This window comes from Streptosporangium amethystogenes subsp. fukuiense, from assembly GCF_042665875.1.
Taxonomy (GTDB): domain Bacteria; phylum Actinomycetota; class Actinomycetes; order Streptosporangiales; family Streptosporangiaceae; genus Streptosporangium; species Streptosporangium fukuiense.
The window spans coordinates 8495916-8510349 of the sequence record NZ_JBHTEE010000001.1; the positions used below are offsets into that span (position 1 = coordinate 8495916).

Annotated in this window: 11 protein-coding genes; 9 read left to right on the top strand and 2 right to left on the bottom strand. The window is 70.1% G+C overall.

Features of this window, described 5'->3' with window-relative positions:
* Nucleotides 1-124: 124 nt before the first annotated feature.
* Complete coding sequence (locus ACFQVD_RS37780) at nucleotides 125-1300, top strand: glycoside hydrolase family 26 protein (RefSeq protein WP_343977865.1); 1176 nt, start codon at nucleotides 125-127, stop codon at nucleotides 1298-1300.
* 30 nt (nucleotides 1301-1330) lie between these two features.
* Here ACFQVD_RS37780 and cysC read toward each other — a convergent pair whose 3' ends face one another.
* Together cysC and ACFQVD_RS37790 are read right to left on the bottom strand one after the other, a co-directional pair.
* Nucleotides 1331-2560: an adenylyl-sulfate kinase gene (gene cysC, locus ACFQVD_RS37785; RefSeq protein WP_343977862.1), complete on the bottom strand. Its 1230-nt coding sequence runs from the start codon at nucleotides 2558-2560 to the stop codon at nucleotides 1331-1333.
* 100 nt (nucleotides 2561-2660) lie between these two features.
* Nucleotides 2661-3389: a class I SAM-dependent methyltransferase gene (locus tag ACFQVD_RS37790; protein ID WP_343977859.1), complete on the bottom strand. Its 729-nt coding sequence runs from the start codon at nucleotides 3387-3389 to the stop codon at nucleotides 2661-2663.
* Between the two features lie 634 nt (nucleotides 3390-4023).
* Here ACFQVD_RS37790 and mfd point away from each other — a divergent pair.
* The 8 genes from mfd to ACFQVD_RS37830 all read left to right on the top strand — a co-directional run bounded on the left by mfd (nucleotide 4024) and on the right by ACFQVD_RS37830 (nucleotide 14290).
* Nucleotides 4024-7581, top strand: coding sequence for a transcription-repair coupling factor (mfd, locus tag ACFQVD_RS37795; RefSeq protein ID WP_343977856.1), 3558 nt, complete (start codon nucleotides 4024-4026; stop codon nucleotides 7579-7581).
* A 26-nt stretch (nucleotides 7582-7607) separates the two neighbouring features.
* Entirely contained in the window at nucleotides 7608-8255 is a 648-nt protein-coding gene (locus ACFQVD_RS37800) for a SurA N-terminal domain-containing protein (protein WP_343977853.1), read from the top strand.
* Between the two features lie 9 nt (nucleotides 8256-8264).
* A complete protein-coding gene (locus tag ACFQVD_RS37805) occupies nucleotides 8265-9206 on the top strand; it encodes a MazG family protein (protein ID WP_343977850.1) in 942 nt (313 codons plus the stop codon).
* A 394-nt stretch (nucleotides 9207-9600) separates the two neighbouring features.
* Complete coding sequence (gene eno / locus ACFQVD_RS37810) at nucleotides 9601-10878, top strand: phosphopyruvate hydratase (protein ID WP_343977846.1); 1278 nt, start codon at nucleotides 9601-9603, stop codon at nucleotides 10876-10878.
* 195 nt (nucleotides 10879-11073) lie between these two features.
* A complete protein-coding gene (locus ACFQVD_RS37815) occupies nucleotides 11074-11484 on the top strand; it encodes a septum formation initiator family protein (RefSeq protein WP_343977843.1) in 411 nt (136 codons plus the stop codon).
* Nucleotides 11485-11524: 40 nt separating this feature from the next.
* Nucleotides 11525-12043: a DUF501 domain-containing protein gene (locus ACFQVD_RS37820; protein WP_343977840.1), complete on the top strand. Its 519-nt coding sequence runs from the start codon at nucleotides 11525-11527 to the stop codon at nucleotides 12041-12043.
* Complete coding sequence (locus ACFQVD_RS37825; RefSeq protein WP_343977837.1) at nucleotides 12040-12999, top strand: Ppx/GppA phosphatase family protein; 960 nt, start codon at nucleotides 12040-12042, stop codon at nucleotides 12997-12999. Before ACFQVD_RS37820 ends, ACFQVD_RS37825 begins: the two co-directional genes overlap by 4 nt.
* 232 nt (nucleotides 13000-13231) lie before the next feature.
* On the top strand, nucleotides 13232-14290 hold the full coding sequence (locus ACFQVD_RS37830; protein ID WP_343977834.1) for a hypothetical protein: 1059 nt from the start codon (nucleotides 13232-13234) through the stop codon (nucleotides 14288-14290).
* Nucleotides 14291-14434: the final 144 nt, after the last annotated feature.

Here is a 14434-nt window from a genome sequence, read left to right on the forward strand (position 1 = left end):
TCGGGGGCGAGGCACGTCCAGGCGGTGGGAAGGTGTTTCCGGTGATGGTCGAAGAATGCGTGCGCGCGACGGCTGTGAGGAACCGGTGCATCGGAAAAATGCCACTATGGACATAATTCCACGTATGGTAAGAATTGCCGGTTCGGCTGTCATCCTGGTGCTGGGACTGGGCACTCTCGGACTGGGCATGGCGGGGCTGAGCGGGCTCGGCCGGACCTCCAGCGCCTCGAAGACCTCCGATGCCGCGGGTGCCCGGCAGGCGCCGAGTACGCCGGGCACACCGGGGGCGGAGAGTCCCGGTGCGTCCCGGGAGCCTCGGACGTCCGCGCGCGTACCGGATCCGGCGGGCGAGCGCCCACGGGCCGCCTGCGAGGTCACCGGCAGGCTCGTCCCCTCCTGCGGAGCCTGGTGGGGCGTCGCACCGGAGATCTTCACCGGGAGGCCTCCCGAGCGGGCGCTGGCCAGAGCCGAGCGGCGCATGGGCCGCCCGGCCGACATCATGCACGTCTACCACCGGGGGGACGAGCTCTTCCCGACCTCCGCGGAGCGTGCCATCGCCCGCGATCCGGACGGCCGCAGGCTCCTGCTGATCAACTGGAAGCCCTCCCTGGAGCACACCTGGGAGCAGATCGCGCACGGCGCGCTGGACGAGCGGATCGACCGGCTGGCCGCCCACATCGTGCGGACCTTCCCGGAGAAGTTCTTCCTCACGGTCCACCACGAGCCGGAGAACGACGTACGGGAGGCCCGCGGCGCGGGTATGTCCGCGGCCGACTACGCGGCGATGTTCCGGCACGTGGTGCGGCGCCTGCGGCACGGGGGTGTGACCAACGCCGTCACCGTGATGACCTACATGGGGGCGCCCAACTGGGCGTCGGAGCCCTGGTTCGAGAAGCTCTACCCCGGTGACGACGTGGTCGACTGGGTGGGGATGGACCCCTACGTCGACCACCGGGTGCACAGCTTCGACGGGCTGGTCAACAAGACCCGGCCCGACTTCCCCCGGTGGCCCGGGTTCTACCGCTGGATGAGTGGGCGCTTCCCGGGAAAGCCCGTCATGCTCGCCGAGTGGGGCGTCTTCGAGCGCCACGACCGGCCCGGGTTCAAGGAGTGGTTCTTCGCCTCGGTACGCGAGGAGATCCGCGACTACCCGCGGATCAAAGCCCTGGTCTACTTCGACTCGCCACGCGCCCCCCGGGGCGACACCCGCTTCGACACCACCCCCGGCGGCCGGCGGAGTTTCGCCGAACTCGCCCGCGACCCGTACCTCGACGCCGCCGTCCCCGCGGGCCGATCCTGACGTCGACGCGGGTCACGGGACCGGGATCCGTCAGCGGATCCAGCCGCCCTGGATCAGCGGGTCGAGCACCTGGTGCACGGCCCGGTCCACACTGATGCCCGTGGTGTCGATCTCCAGGTCGGCGTCGTCCGGCTCCTCGTACGGGTCGGAGACGCCGGTGAACCCGGGAATGAGCCCCGCGCGGGCCTTGGCGTAGAGCCCCTTGCGGTCGCGGCGCTCGCACTCCGCCAGCGGGGTGGAGACGTGGACCAGCAGGAAGTCGGCGCCGACGGCCTCGACCATCGCGCGCACCTCCTCGCGGGTGGCGGCGTAGGGCGCTATGGGGGCGCAGATCGCCAGGCCGCCGTGCCTGGCGGCCTCGGCGGCGACGAAGCCGATGCGGCGGATGTTGAGGTCGCGGTCCTCCTTGGAGAAGGTCAGCCCCGCCGACAGCAGGTGGCGCACCACGTCGCCGTCGAGGTAGGTCACCGTGCGGCTGCCACGCTCAAGCAGCGCGTCGCGCAGCCCTCGGGCGACGGTCGACTTGCCGGAGCCCGACAGGCCGGTGAAGAAGATCACCAGCCCCCGTCGGTGCGGGGGCCCGGGAATCGTCACGGGTTCCGGGCCCGCCAGGTGCTCGGTCGCGCCGTAGGCCTCGGCCACGCGCTCGCGCAGCTCCAGGTCGATGGCGGGCTCCCTGGGCGCCAGCGGCACCACCGCCACGAGCGTGCCCTCCGGCAGCGCGTCACGGGCCTTGAGCGCGGCGCGGACCACCGCGGGACCACCCTCGCCGTACGCCAGCGGGAGAAGCAGGATCGACGCCTTCAGCTCCTGCGCGGTCGCCACGATCTCGTCGAGATCGCCCAACGGCCCGCGCATGGTGACGGCCAGGACCGCCTCCTGCTCGCCCACCTCCTCGCGGACCCGCGCCGGAGTGTGGCGGAGCCGGGCGAACGGCCCGTGCTCGGGGGCGTCCAGAGCCTCCACGGGACCGGCGACGAAGCCGTCCTCGCGCCCGGTGACGGTCAGCACGGCCAGCGCCGCGCCCTCGGGGTCGCGCAGGGTGATCCGGTCGCCGGGGGCGGCGGGGTGGTCGTCGGGCAGCGTGAGGGTGACCGGCGCGGGCCACGGCGTGCCGTCGGCGAGCGTGCCGTGCTCGTCCACGGAGTGCGCGTCGGCCGAGCTCAGAAAGCCGGTCAGCGGGCTGAGGGCGCCGGAGAGCAGCAGTTCGAGGTCGGCCAGCTCACGGGCGTCGGGGGTCCACTCGAAAGGCGCCGTCATCTGCTCCCGCTCCACAATCCTGATCGTCGGACTTTCCGGTCCCGCCTGCTCAGGATGGGCGCCCCGTCCGGCGACCCCGGCTCCACCGCTCCGGCGGATCTCAGATCAGCCGGGCGAAATGGCTCTGGGGATTGCGGATCACCATGGTTATCTCGTCGTGAGACGCGGGCCGGCGTCCCCTGGAGAGGACCTCCACCACCGAGCAGGCGGCGCGGGCAAGCTTACCGAGAGGTCCGTTGAGCGCGGGCCCGCTGCTGGCGGAGATGTCCTCGGTCACCATCAGCCCGCGCACCAGGCAGAAGGAGTGCATCCCCTCGCGCGAGGCGATCTGCTCGTAGACGGCGGGCAGCGGGCCCACCGTTCCCGAGGGGACGAACCTGCGCCACAGCATCCGCCGCAGCCTCGACGGCGCCAGCCGGTCGCAGGCTCCGTACGCCGAGGCACGATCGCGCATTCTGACCAGCAGCAGCCCGCCGGGGCGCAGACCGGTGAGCAGCCGGTCGAGCACCAGCTCGGAGTGTTCGATCCGCTCAAGCAGGAACGGCACGTAGACGACGTCGAACGCCCGCGGCGGCACCGGAACGGAGCGCAGGTCGCCCAGCGCCCACGAGTCCAGGTCCTTGCGGGCGGACGTGCTCTTACGCAACGCGGGCAGGTCCTCGTCGATCCCGATGACCCTGGCCTCCGCCTGCCCCAGGTCGAGCGGTTCCGGCCATCCGCACCCGGCGATCAGGACATCGAGCCGCCGACCGAGCTGGCTGGTCCACTGTTCCCTGACCCGCTGACTCAACAGGTCGTCTCGATCGACGACCGATCTCACCTCTGACATGTAACCGAGAGTAGTCAACCCGGCACGATTCATCTACATGGCGACGCTGACGCGTCGCGGTTCGGCCGCTCTTGTCCGGCTCCTTCCCTCGTCGAGGGAGGCCGCTCGTTCCTCGCGAGTTGCCGGCGACGCTAACGCGTCGCGGTTCGGCCGCTCTTACCCGGCTCCTTCCCTCGTCGAGGAAGGCCGCTCGTACCTCGCGACCTCCCTCTCCTCAGTCCAGTCGCTGGCGCGGCCTCACGGCCCCGCTCTCCTCAGTCCAGTCGCCGGCGCGGCCTCACGGGTAGTCCCCCAAGGACAGGAGCATGAGGCACGTCCTCGGGGTGATTCTTGAGGTGGGAGAACGGTGCGTCCCTTCTCCTGGTCCGGTCTCCGGCGCGGCCTCACGGGTCGTTGGCGACGCGGGCACGTTGCGGTTCGGCCGCTGGAATCCGGCTCCCTCCCTCGTCGCTCATCTGCTTCGCTCCTTCACTCCTCGGGCCAGTCGCCGGCGCGGTCTTATGGGGTGCGGGCGGTCCCGGGCGCCCGAAGGCCGGAGCACCGGCCCGCAATTCGGTAGCCTTGACCAGGTACCCCCCGTGTCCGTACGGCTCGGGGCTGTCGTGTTGCCGTCGTGGGGCTGTGGGCGAATCTGATGAGTCTTTCCGGACTTCTGGACCTTGTCGCCGGGGAGCCTGAGCTGGCTTCCCTTCTTCGGGATGTGCGCGAGGGCGACTCGTCCGACGTGTCGCTGGTCGCGCCGCCGGCGCTCCGCCCCTTCGCGGTGGCCGCGCTGGCCAGGGAGGGCGCGGAGAGGGCGGCCAGGACCGTCCTCGCGGTGACCGCGACCGGCCGCGAGGCCGAGGATCTCGCCTCGGCCCTCACCAGCCTCCTGGACGAGAGCACCGTCGCGGTCTTCCCCGCCTGGGAGACGCTCCCGCACGAGCGCCTGTCGCCGCGCAGCGACACCGTGGGCCAGCGCCTGGCGGTGCTGCGCAGGCTGGCCCACCCGGTCGAGGGCGACCTCTCGGCCGGTCCGCTGCACGTGGTGGTCGCACCGATCAGGGCGCTGCTCCAGCCGATCGTGCGCGGCCTGGGCGACCTGCGGCCGGTGCGGCTGCGCGCCGGGGACGACGCCGACCTCGACGGCGTCGTCCACAGCCTGGTGGAGAACGGCTATCACCGGGTCGACATGGTGGAGAAGCGCGGGGAGGTCGCGGTCAGGGGCGGGCTGCTCGACGTCTTCCCGCCGACCCAGGAGCACCCGCTCCGGCTGGAGTTCTGGGGCGACACCGTCGAGGAGATCCGCTGGTTCAAGGTCGCCGACCAGCGCTCGCTGGAGGTGGCCGAGGACGGGCTGTTCGCCGCCCCCTGCCGGGAGCTGCTGCTGACCGCCGAGGTCAGGGAGAGGGCGAGGGAACTCGCCGAGACGCACCCCTCGCTGGCCGAGATCCTGGAGCAGCTGGCCGAGGGCGTGCCGATGGAGGGCATGGAGGCGTTCGCGCCGGTGCTCGCCGGGGAGATGGACCTGCTCGTCGACCACCTGGGGGAACGAGCGGCGATCTTCGTGTGCGACCCGGAGCGCATTCGCGGGCGCGCGGACGAGCTGGTGCGGACCAGCCAGGAGTTCCTGGAGGCGTCCTGGATCAACGCGGCCTCCGGCGGCGAGGCGCCGATCGACCTGGGCGGGGCGGCCTTCCGCACCCTGGAGGAGATCCGCGACCACGTGCGGCGGCTCGGCCAGCCCTGGTGGTCGCTCGCGCCGTTCGGTGTCGAAGGCGAGGGTGACGGTGCCCAGGGCGGCGGGCCGGACGGCGGGCTGGTGCTGAGGGCGCGCGAGGCGGAGGCGTACCGGGGCGACACCCAGCGGGCGCTGTCGGACATCAAGGGCTGGCTCGACTCCGAGCGGGTGGTCGTCCTGCTGAGCGAGGGCCACGGCCCCGCCGAGCGCATGGTCGAGCTGCTCAAGGGCGTCGACCTGCCCGCGCGCCTGGAGCCGGGCCTTGAGCGGATCCCCGACTCCAAGGTCGTCCACGTCACCACCGGCCTGATCGAGCACGGGTTCGTCACCCCGTCACTGGCCGTGCTGACCCACCTCGACCTGGTCGGCCAGAAGGCCTCGACCAAGGACATGCGGCGGTTGCCGTCCCGGCGCCGCAACATGGTCGATCCGCTCCAGCTCAAGGTCGGCGACAACGTCGTGCACGAGCAGCACGGCGTGGGCCGCTACGTCGAGATGGTGCAGCGCACCGTACAGGGCGCCACCCGTGAGTACCTGGTGATCGAGTACGCCAGGGGCGACCGGCTCTACGTGCCGACCGACCAGCTCGACGAGGTCACCCGCTACGTCGGTGGCGAGTCGCCCACCCTCAACCGGATGGGCGGTGCCGACTGGGCCAAGGCCAAGACCAAGGCCAAGAAGGCGGTCAAGGAGATCGCCGGGGAGCTGATCCGCCTGTACTCCGCCCGGATGGCCTCGCCGGGACACGCCTTCGCGCCCGACAGCCCGTGGCAGCGCGAGATGGAGGACGCCTTCCCCTACGCCGAGACCGGTGACCAGCTTGAGGCCATCGACGAGGTCAAGCGCGACATGGAGCGCCCGATCCCGATGGACCGGCTGATCTGCGGCGACGTGGGCTACGGCAAGACCGAGATCGCGGTGCGGGCGGCGTTCAAGGCGGTGCAGGACGGCAAGCAGGTGGCCGTCCTGGTGCCGACCACGCTGCTGGTGCAGCAGCACATGTCGACCTTCGCCGAGCGGTTCTCCGGATTCCCGCTCAACGTCAGGCCGATGTCGCGGTTCCAGAGCGACGGCGAGGTCTCCGCGACCCTGGAGGGGCTGCGCGAGGGCTCGGTCGACGTGGTGATCGGCACGCACCGGCTGTTCTCGTCCGAGGTCAGGTTCAAGCAGCTCGGCCTGATCATCATCGACGAGGAGCAGCGGTTCGGCGTCGAGCACAAGGAGGCCATGAAGCACATGCGCACCCAGGTCGATGTGCTGGCCATGTCCGCGACCCCGATCCCCCGCACGCTGGAGATGGGGCTCACCGGCATCAGGGAGATGTCCACGATCCTCACCCCGCCCGAGGAGCGGCACCCGATCCTCACCTTCGTCGGCCCGTACGACGAGAAGCAGATCGGTGCCGCGGTCCGACGCGAGCTGATGCGCGACGGCCAGGTCTTCTTCGTCCACAACCGGGTGGCCAGCATCAACAAGGTCGCGGCCATGTTGCGTGAGCTCGTGCCCGAGGCCAGGATCGCCGTCGCGCACGGCCAGATGCAGGAGCACCAGCTGGAAAAGATCATGGTGGGCTTCTGGGAGCGCGACTTCGACGTGCTCGTCTGCACCACGATCGTCGAGTCGGGCCTGGACGTGCCCAACGCCAACACCCTGATCGTCGACCGGGCCGACAACTACGGCCTCTCCCAGCTACACCAGCTGCGCGGCCGGGTCGGCCGGGGCCGCGAGCGCGGCTACGCCTACTTCCTGTACCCGCCGGAGAAGCCGCTCACCGAGACCGCCCACGAGCGCCTGGCCACCATCTCCCAGCACACCGAGATGGGCGCGGGCATGTACGTGGCGATGAAGGACCTGGAGATCCGTGGCGCCGGCAACATCCTGGGCGCCGAGCAGTCGGGCTTCATCGCAGGTGTCGGCTTCGACCTGTACGTGCGGATGATGGCCGAGGCGGTGCAGGAGCAGAAGGCCAAGCTGGCCGGCACATACCAGGAGGACGAGCGGCCCGACGTCAAGGTCGAGTTGCCGATCAACGCCCACATCCCGCACGACTACGTCACCTCCGAGCGACTGCGACTGGAGGCGTACAAGCGGATCGCCGCGATCGGTTCCGACTCCGACATCGGCGCGGTGCGCGACGAGCTCGTCGACCGGTACGGACGGCCGCCCCAGCAGGTGGAGAACCTGCTGGAGGTCGCCCGCTTCCGGATTCGCGCCCGCCGCGCCGGGCTCACCGACGTCACCCTGCAGGGCCAGAACATCAAGTTCGCGCCGGTCGAGCTGAAGGACTCCCAGCAGGTCCGGCTCCAGAGGCTGTACCCGAAGGCACTGCTGAAGCAGGCGGCCGGTACGTTGCTGGTGCCCGTACCCAAGACCAGGCCCCTGGGCGGCCAGCCGCTGCGCGATCTGGACCTGCTCAAGTGGTGCGGCGATCTCGTCGAGGCGATGTTCCTCGAAACCGCGCGGGTAGAGTAAGCACGTTTGTCGTGAAGGGAACGCATGTGAAGTCGACCCGAGTGCGCGTCATCCTGGCGGTCGCCGCCGCCGGTGTCGCGTTGACCGCCTGCTCTCCGAACCAGATCGGCGCCGCCGCCGTCGTGGGTGGAGAGCGGATCAGCTCCAGCGAGCTGAACAGGAACGTCCGCGAGTACGAGGAGGCGCTGGCCAAGGCGGGCGTCTCCGCCTCGCAACTGCAGTTCCAGGACAGCGTCTCGCAGCTCGTGCTCTTCCAGCTGGCCAATGCCAAGCAGTACACGAAGGTCGCGGAGAGCAAGGGCATCACGGTCACCGACGGCGAGATCGACCAGGTGATCGCGGGCCAGGGCGGTCAGGAGAAGTTCGAGCAGCAGATGCTCCAGCAGGCGGTGGCCCCCTCGCATGCACGCGAGTTCATGAGGTCGCAGGTGCTGATCAGCAAGCTCGTCACCAAGTACGGCGGCGGCACCGACGAGGCGGCCATCCAGCGCGGCCAGCAGCAGGCGATCAAGGACCTGCAGGCCGTGCCGATCACCTGGAACCCGCGTTACGGCCAGCTCAACCAGCAGCGGAGCCAGGAGCAGCCGAGTGTCTTCGTCGACGCCGGCCGTTTCGGTGCCGCCGGGGCTTCCGCCGCCCCTGCCGCCGAGCAGCCCGAGACTCCGCAGCAGTAACCTCCGGGCATGTCGCTGATCATCGTCACCACTTCGCCCCGGGTCGCCCCGGGGCTGCTCAGCCATCGCGCCTGGCAGGTTCTCGGACAGGGCCCGGTCCGCACCGGGGCCGCTGACCATCCGCACCTGCCGTACCTGGCGGAGGCCGGGATCGACGTCGAGGTGGTCACCTGCGACCCCGCCGCGCTGGTCCGCGAGGCGGCGGCGGCGACGGTCGTGTGGCTGGAGGCCGACGAGGCGCTGATGCGCTCCATCGGCCACGCCGCCGTGGCGCTGGAGTACCCGCCGGTGATCGAGGTCGTCCCCGGCTCGTACGACCTGCCGGGCGCGCGGCTGCTCGACCTGGTCTCGGTGATGGACCGGCTGCGGGTCGAATGCCCGTGGGACGCCCGGCAGACCCACGAGTCCCTGGCCCCGTACCTCATCGAGGAGGCCTACGAGGTGCTGGAGACCATCGAGGAGGGCGACCATGAGGCCCTGCGTGAGGAGCTGGGCGACCTGCTCCTCCAGGTGGCCTTTCACGCGCGGGTCGCCCGCGAGCGGCCGGACGGGTTCGATGTCGACGACGTGGCCGACGGGATCGTCGCCAAGCTCATCCGCCGCCACCCGCACGTCTTCGCCGGCACCCGGGTGGAGGGCGCGGGCGAGGTCAGTGCCAACTGGGAGACCATCAAGGCGGCCGAGCGCGCGGCCAAGAGCGGCGGCGATCCGGGTTCGGCGGTCGACGGCGTCCCGATGGGCCAGCCCGCGCTCTCCCTCGTCGCGCAGCTCCTGCGCCGCGCCGAGCGTGCCGGCGCCCCGGCGGGCCTTCCCGAGGGGGTGCCCGCCGACGGCCTGGGAGCGAAGCTCTTCGAGCTCGTACGGCAGGGGCACGCGGCCGGTCTCGACCCCGAGGCCGAGTTGCGCGCCGTCGCCCGCGCCTACCGGCGGGCTATCGGCGACGCGAGTTGATTGCGACGCTGCGCGTCGCGGTTCGGACCTGCCTACAGCGACGCTAACGCGTCGCGGTGAGGCCGCTCTTGTCCGGCTCCTTCCCTCGTCGAGCGGGGCCGTTCGTTCCTCACGACCCCGCTCTCCTCAGTCCAGTCCCCGGCGCGGCCTCACGGGGAGTCCCCCAAGGAAGGGCATGGGGTACGTCCTCAGGGGCTCCTTGGGATGGTCTTCTCGGTTCAGTCTCCGGTGGGAGCTGAGTGTTGGGCGGGTCCTGGTGTCGGAGGTGGGGTGCCTTCGGGGCCTCGTATGAAAATTGCGCGAACATTGTTCGGCGGTGTCCCGGTCACCGTACTGGCATATAGATCTCGATAGGCTTCTGAAGCAAACTGTCCTGCGACTTTAGGAGCGCTTCGTGGCTTCCATCGAGGGCGTTACCGCCCGAGAGATCCTTGACTCCCGGGGTAACCCGACGGTCGAGGTCGACATCCTCCTGGACGACGGCAGCCAGGGGCGCGCCGCGGTTCCCAGTGGTGCGTCCACCGGCCAGTTCGAGGCCGTCGAGCTCCGTGACGGCGACGAGCGCTACGGCGGCAAGGGCGTGGAGAAGGCGGTCCTCGGCGTGACCGACGAGATCGCCGACGAGATCCTCGGGTTCGACGCCACCGAGCAGCGCAGCATCGACCAGATCATGATCGACCTGGACGCCACGCCCAACAAGGCACGTCTGGGCGCCAACGCGATCCTGGGTGTCTCGCTCGCCGTGGCCAAGGCCGCCGCGGACAGCGCCGAGCTGCCGCTCTTCCGCTACCTGGGCGGGCCGAACGCGCACCTGCTGCCCGTGCCGATGATGAACATCCTGAACGGCGGCGCGCACGCCGACACCAACGTCGACATCCAGGAATTCATGATCGCTCCGATCGGGGCGGAGACGTTCCGCGAGGCCGTGCGGATGGGCACCGAGGTCTACCACGCCCTCAAGGCGGTGCTGAAGGAGAAGGGCTACGCCACCGGTCTCGGCGACGAGGGCGGCTTCGCCCCGAACCTGCCCTCCAACCGTGACGCGCTCGACCTGATCCTGGTCGCCATCGAGAAGGCCGGGTACGTGCCCGGCGAGGACGTCGCGCTGGCCCTCGACGTGGCCGCCTCCGAGTTCCACACGGGCGGCGTCTACACCATCGACGGCAAGGGGCTGTCCGCCACCGAGCTGATCGCCTTCTACGAGGACCTGGTCGCGAACTATCCGCTGGTCTCCATCGAGGACCCGCTGGACGAGAGCGACTGGGAGGGCTGGAACGCCATCACCCGTGCCCTCGGCGACAAGGTCCAGCTGGTCGGCGACGACCTGTTCGTGACCAACCCCGAGCGCCTGGCCCGCGGCATCGCCGAGGGCACCGCCAACGCGCTGCTGGTCAAGGTCAACCAGATCGGCACCCTGACCGAGACCCTCGACGCGGTGGACCTGGCCCACCGCAGCGGTTACCGCTGCATGATGAGCCACCGCTCCGGCGAGACCGAGGACACCACGATCGCCGACCTCGCCGTGGCCACCAACTGCGGCCAGATCAAGACCGGTGCCCCGGCCCGCTCCGACCGGGTGGCCAAGTACAACCAGTTGCTCCGCATCGAGGAGCTTTTGGACGACGCGGCCCGTTACGCGGGTCGGGCGGCCTTCCCGCGTTTCCGGCGATAGTTTCTTCTGGCGGCTCGCACCCGTTCCGAGCGCGGGCCGCACTTCGGGAACGCCGGCCGCGGTCCGGCGTTCCCGAGGTGCGAAGATCGGCGATCGCCGGTGTCGGAGCCGCTGCGCGGGGCACGGTGGACACAGAGCACGACGGACGGGGCACGACGGACGGGGCCGCGAGAACGTGGGGACGAGGAGGGGCGCATGGCGACACGGCCGCAGTTGACGGGACGGGCCGCGGTCCTCGCGATCGTGGTGTGCGCGATCGCCATGAGCCTCGCCTACCCCATCAGGGAGTACGTCGCACAGCGCCGCCAGATCGCCCAGCTGGAGCAGGACAAGGCCAGGGAGATCGCCGCGATCAAAGCCCTGGACGACCGCCACAAGCAGCTCCTGGACCCCGGTTTCATCAAACGGCAGGGCAGGGAGCGGCTCTTCTACTGCGACCCCGGCCAGAAGTGCTACGTCGTCATGGGCGAGTCGCCCGCGCCGGGCAGGAACACGGTCGGTGAGCGGAAGGCCGTCGCCAGACCACCGTGGTACGAAACGTTGTGGGACTCGGTCAAGGCCGCCGACAGCGGCACCGGGCAGAAGGCGGCGAAGGCCGCCGGGTGACGCCGATACCCTGGTTGTCATCTTCTTGGGGGTGTCACGAATGGTTGATGACCGCGACGTGGCGGCGGTGGAGCGACAGCTCGGCCGGGCGCCGCGAGGACTGCGGGGGGTGGCGCACCGCTGCCCGTGCGGGCTGCCCGACGTCGTCGAGACCGCGCCGAGACTGCCCGACGGATCGCCCTTCCCGACCCTGTTCTATCTCACGTGCCCCAGGGCCGCCTCGGCCATCGGCACGCTGGAGACCTCGGGGATGATGCGGGAGATGCAGGCCAGGCTCGCCGACGACCCGGAGCTGGCCGAGGCGTACCGGGCCGCCCACGAGGACTACCTGGCGCGCCGTGACGCCGCGGCCGCCGAGGACGGCCTGGAGCCGCTGCCCCGTGACATGCAGAGCACCGGGGGCATGCCCACCCGGGTCAAATGCCTGCACGCCCTGGTCGGGCACGAGCTCGCGGTGCCGGGGAGCAACCCCTTCGGCCATGAGGCCCTTGACGCGCTCGGCGAGTGGTGGGCCGCCGGGCCGTGTGTGGACGTCGAAGACGTAGAGGAGAGCAAGTGATCCGCGTCGCCGCGATCGACTGCGGTACCAACTCCGTCCGCCTGCTCATCGCCGAGGTCGGCAGGGACAGGCTGATCGACGTCGAGCGCCGAATGGAGATCGTCCGGTTGGGGCAGGGGGTCGACGAGACCGGCAGGCTGGCGGCGGACGCTCTGGAGCGCACGTTCACCGCCATGCGCGGCTATGCCGAGCTCATCGACCGGCACGCGGCCGCCTCGGTCCGCGTGGTCGCCACCAGCGCGACGAGGGACGCCGCCAACCGGCAGGACTTCGTGGACGGCGTACGCGAGATCTTCGGCGTCGAGCCCGAGGTGATCACGGGCGTCGAGGAGGCGGAGCTGTCGTTCGTCGGAGCCACCCGCGAGCTGGTGCGCTTCTCGCCCGAGACGGGACTGCCCGCACCGGAAGGCACTCGCCCCCCGTATCTCGTGGTCGACATCGGCGGCGGCTCGACCGAGTTCGTGCTCGGCTCGACGCATGTGGAGGCCGCGTTCTCCGTCGACATCGGGTGTGTCCGGCTGACCGAGCGTCACCTGCGCGGCGCGGGTGACCCGCCGTCGGCGGAGGCGATCGAGGCGATGACCGCCGACATCGACGACGCGCTCGACCGGGTCGCGGCCGAGGTGCCGGTGGAACGGGCGTTGACACTGGTCGGGCTTGCCGGTTCGGTCACCACGGTCGCCGGAGTAGCGCTCGAACTATCCGAATATGACTCGCAGAAAATTCATCATTCGCGAATTACCGCAGGTCAGGTGCATGACATTGCCGGCAGATTGCTCGGAATGACCGTCGGGCAGCGGGCGGAGATTCCCGTCATGCACCCCGGCAGGGTCGACGTGATCGGGGCGGGCGCGCTCATCCTCGACCGGATAGTGACCCGTTACGGTTTCGGTGATGTGGTCGCCAGCGAGCGCGACATCCTCGATGGCATCGCGTGGTCCGCAGCCACGTCATAACAAGACCTAGACAATTCACCCGTTTAGGGAGTATTGAGGAAAGCTTCCCGTTTATGGTTAGGTAAAGAAGCTTTAGTGGGACTTTGCCGTGGGCCCGGCACAGCTTGTTGTCGGGGCGGCAACCGTCTCCAGGGCGAATCTTGCTTCCCAACGAACGGAGCATCCCCTCATGAAGTCCGGACTAGCAAGAAAGCTAGCCGCAGCAGGAGCCGGCGCGGCCATGCTGGCAACCATGGCAGTAGGCATGCTGGCCACGCCCGCAGCGGCGGCCAGTGGATCGGGTCAGGCGGTCTCGGCCGCCGCCAAGCCGAAGCCGAAGCCCGCGGTGTGGGCGGGCACTCCCAAGGCGTCTCCCTCGAAGTACGAGGGTGAGTGCCCGGTCAAGGTGACCTTCTCCTCGAAGATCAAGGTGAAGGCCGTCAAGGCCAAGACCACCGTCGCCTACCGGTGGTTGCGCGGAGACGGGTCCAAGGGCAAGGTCCAGACCTTCACCTTCCGCGGCAAGGGCGTCAAGAGCTTCACCGTCAAGGAGAAGGCGACCTTCAAGGGCGACGTCAAGGGCTGGCAGGCCATCCAGCTCCTGGCTCCGCGTGCCGCCACCTCCGCGAAGGGCCGCTTCTCGGTCTCCTGTGGCGCCGGTGAGGACGACTACGAGGTCGTCAGGCCCGGTGTCGGTGCGCAGGTGTGGGTCGACGAGGGCAACTGCGAGGCTGCCCTGATCGGCCGCATCACCACCTCCGACTCCCGCTGGGTGCGTTACCAGTGGGTCGTCAACGGCCGCGTCGTCGACCGTGACGCCGTTCACGTCAACGGCTCGCGCAAGGTCTACCACGTGATCAAGCCCCGTGACGACTTCAGGGGCTGGGCCGAGCTGGAGATCCTCAGCCCGGTCGGGACCTCGTCCAACCGCGCCTACTTCAAGATCTGGTGCAAGGACACGTCGCCGAAGGTGTCGGTCTCGGCCTACGCCCCGGCCGACTACGCCGGCACCTGCCCGGCGGCCCGTACGTTCACCGGCACGATCAGCGTCTCGCACCTCCGTGGCGCCGTGAAGTACCGCTGGATCCGCGACGGTGTCGCGGGCGACTGGCAGAGTGTCTACTTCGGCGGTCACGGTCCGCAGAGCCAGAGCGTGACCGACACCTGGACCGCCTCGGCGTCCGGTGAGGCCAAGCGCGCGATCGAGATCTACGGTGGCCCGACGAGTGGCACCGCGGTGGGCAAGGTCACCTGCGTGCCCCCTCCCACCCCGACCCCCACTCCTACCCCCGCCGCGAGTCTTCCCGCCTGATGGCCTGACAGTCGCGACAGCATGCCCGGCGACTGACGCCGGAACGTGTCCGGAGTGAAACAGGCGGCGTCCGCACCCAGCGGGCGCCGCCTGTCGCCTTTTCTCCCCGGCCACCCCGCGGAAGGCGAGCGGCCCGATGTGCTC

Coding starts and splice junctions, on each gene's coding strand:
- ACFQVD_RS37820 (WP_343977840.1), top strand. CDS start 11,525: ATGGTTGATGACCGCGACGTGGCGGCGGTGGAGCGACAGCTCGGCCGG.
- ACFQVD_RS37790 (WP_343977859.1), bottom strand. CDS start 3,389: ATGTCAGAGGTGAGATCGGTCGTCGATCGAGACGACCTGTTGAGTCAG.
- cysC (WP_343977862.1), bottom strand. CDS start 2,560: ATGACGGCGCCTTTCGAGTGGACCCCCGACGCCCGTGAGCTGGCCGAC.
- ACFQVD_RS37830 (WP_343977834.1), top strand. CDS start 13,232: ATGGCAGTAGGCATGCTGGCCACGCCCGCAGCGGCGGCCAGTGGATCG.
- mfd (WP_343977856.1), top strand. CDS start 4,024: ATGAGTCTTTCCGGACTTCTGGACCTTGTCGCCGGGGAGCCTGAGCTG.
- ACFQVD_RS37815 (WP_343977843.1), top strand. CDS start 11,074: ATGGCGACACGGCCGCAGTTGACGGGACGGGCCGCGGTCCTCGCGATC.
- ACFQVD_RS37780 (WP_343977865.1), top strand. CDS start 125: ATGGTAAGAATTGCCGGTTCGGCTGTCATCCTGGTGCTGGGACTGGGC.
- ACFQVD_RS37805 (WP_343977850.1), top strand. CDS start 8,265: ATGTCGCTGATCATCGTCACCACTTCGCCCCGGGTCGCCCCGGGGCTG.